This window comes from Sphingomonas sp. (assembly GCF_019242355.1).
In the GTDB taxonomy this organism is placed as follows: domain Bacteria; phylum Pseudomonadota; class Alphaproteobacteria; order Sphingomonadales; family Sphingomonadaceae; genus Sphingomicrobium.
Genome location: NZ_JAFAVR010000017.1, coordinates 1 through 2,454, shown reverse-complemented (window position 1 = coordinate 2,454; position 2,454 = coordinate 1). Strand labels below are relative to the sequence as shown.

Sequence of the window (2,454 nt, the reverse complement as noted above, 5' to 3'; positions counted from 1 at the left end):
CCTGGAACTCGAACTCGGCGAAGATCGCCGTCTCGCCCAGTTCGGCGCAATTGTTGTTGCTGACGAGGACATTCGCCCCGCCATTGTTGCGCACGGCGGAATAGGCGCAGCGGCGAATGATATTGTCGCTCACCGTCACGCCGCCGGCGCGGAAGATCGAGATGCCGTTGCCGTATTGGCCGGTGCCGCCCGACGCGTTGCCGATGTCTGTGACGCGATTTGCCGATACGCGTGTACCGTCGTCGCCGCCGCTTGCCCGCCACACCTGGATGCCGTTGTCGCCGCAGCGCTCGACACTGTTGTCGTCGATGACGAGGCCAGTGGCGTGGCTCGAGAAGATGCCGCCGCGGGCGATGTCGCGCACCCGGTTGCGCTCGATCCAGCCGCCGCAGGTGCGCAGCCGCAGGCCGACGCCGCCGCACCGCTCGATCACGCAATCGGAGATGGCAAGGTCGGCGACGCCTGAGCAGTCGACGAGGCCGTGGTCGCTGTCGAGGGCGCGGGCGGCGCCGTCAAAGACGATTCCGGAGAGCGTGATGCGGGCCGCCCCCTCGGCGATAACAAGCGGTCCGTCGCCCGCCAGCACCAAGCGCGATCCGCCCCGCACGCCGATGAGCCGGGCGCCTTCGGCAAGCCGCAGCCCCGTTGCAAAGAGCGGGCCGGCCGGGACCGCGAAGGGCCGGCCGGCCCGGGTCGCGGCATCGATCTCGCGCTGCAGCTCGGCGGTGACGTCCGCGCCGCCGATGGGTTGGGCAAGGGTCGGGCGCACGCGGAACAGACTGCCCGCGGCGAGGCCGGCTACCACGAACTGGCGCCTGTCGATGTTCATGAAGTCCGCCACAGTGAGTCGCGCCAGAACGGCATACTAGCCCGTACGAACTGTCCAGACCAAGCCTTCCGGCGCAGCGATGGACGCGCCGGGCTCCTCCGGGCGGAGCACGGGCGAACGACCTACAGCGGGTTTGATTGGAGCGACTGCCCCCACTGTGCGCACCGGCGCTAACTTAGAGCTGAACTGAAGACCCCGCCGTCATGCCCGCCCTTGTGGTCCCTTGCAGTGGGCATCCACGCGGTCGAGCCGCTTGGCTGTCCGTGAAGGAGCAAAAGCCTCGCATTGCGGAGCCCCGCCGCATGGATGGCCAGGACAGGCCCGGCCACGACCGTCGGGGGCCTTCAATCCCGCTTGGGGCCGCTCGCACCAAAACGAAAGGGCACTTTCGATCGAGCCAAAGCAGGCTCGCCCGGTCGCACTAAGTTAAGCTTTTTGCCTGACTATTCGGGTGCTCCATCCAATCGTGCGGGTACCCGATGCGCCAGAGGAATGACGATGCCGCGGTCGGCCGGCCGAACGGCGGCGACGACGCCGAGATGTTCGATCTGGCGCCCGTCTCGCTTTGGCTCGAAGACTATAGCGGCGTGAAGGCGCTTTTCGAGGAATGGCGCGACGCCGGCGTCGCCTCGCTTCGCGACCACCTGCGCGATCATCCCGAGCGCGTCAAAGCGTGCTCCGATCGTATTCGTGTCGTCAAGGTGAACCGCAAGACGCTTGCCCTGTTCGAGGCCGGCGGCCTGGACGAGCTCATTGCCGGTCTCGGCAATATTTTCCGTGACGACATGTTCCGCTCTCACGTCGAGGAACTGGCGCAATTGTGGGACGGACGAGCGGAGTTCTTCAGCAACACCGTCAACTACACCCTGTCAGGCCGAAGGCTCGATATTCAGCTGAAGGGCAGCATCCTGCCCGGACATGAAGACAGCTGGGCGCGGGTCCTGATCGCGATCGAGGATGTCAGCGAGCGGGAAAACGCGCGACGGCAGCTCGCCATCAGCGAAGAATATGCGCGCGGCCTCTTCGAGCACTCGCCGGTGTCGCTGTGGGTCGAGGACTTCAGCATCGTCAAGCAGCTCCTCGACGAGGCGCGCGACCGGGGGATCACCGACTTCCGTGTCTTCACTGACGTCCATCCCGAATTCGTCCATCGCTGCATGAGCGAAATCCGGGTGATCGATGTGAACCAGCATACGCTGGAGCTCTTTGCCGCGCCCGACAAGCCGATGCTCCTGCGCCGGCTTCGCGACGTCTTTCGCGACGACATGCAGCAGCACTTCCGCGAGCAGCTGATCGACCTTTGGCATGGCAAGCTCTTTCAGCAACGCGAGGTCGTGAACTATTCGCTCAAAGGCGACCTGCTGCACGTCCATCTCCAATTCTCGGTGTTGCCGGGGCGCGAGCGCGACTGGTCGCTCGTTCAGGTGGCGCTCACCGACATCACCGCCCGCAAGAAGGCCGAAGCCTATCTGGAGTTCCTCGGCAAGTACGACGTGCTGACCAAGCTCTATAACCGCTCCTTCTATGTCGATGAATTGAACCGGCTGGAGCGCAAGGGTCCCGCACCGGTGACCGTCCTCATCGCTGATGTCAACGGCCTCAAGGCGGTCAACGATCAGCTTGGC

General features: G+C 65.1%; 2 protein-coding genes. One reads left to right on the top strand and one right to left on the bottom strand.

Annotated features, from left to right (window positions below):
• Positions 1-829, bottom strand: an 829-nt coding sequence (locus JOZ79_RS00680) for a TIGR03808 family TAT-translocated repetitive protein (RefSeq protein WP_294069202.1), incomplete at its 3' end; no start/stop codon positions are given.
• Between the two features lie 479 nt (positions 830-1,308).
• On the opposite strand from JOZ79_RS00680, the gene JOZ79_RS00675 reads away from it, so the two are divergent.
• Positions 1,309-2,454: PAS domain-containing protein (locus JOZ79_RS00675; protein ID WP_294069199.1), on the top strand; the 1,146-nt coding region annotated here is incomplete at its 3' end.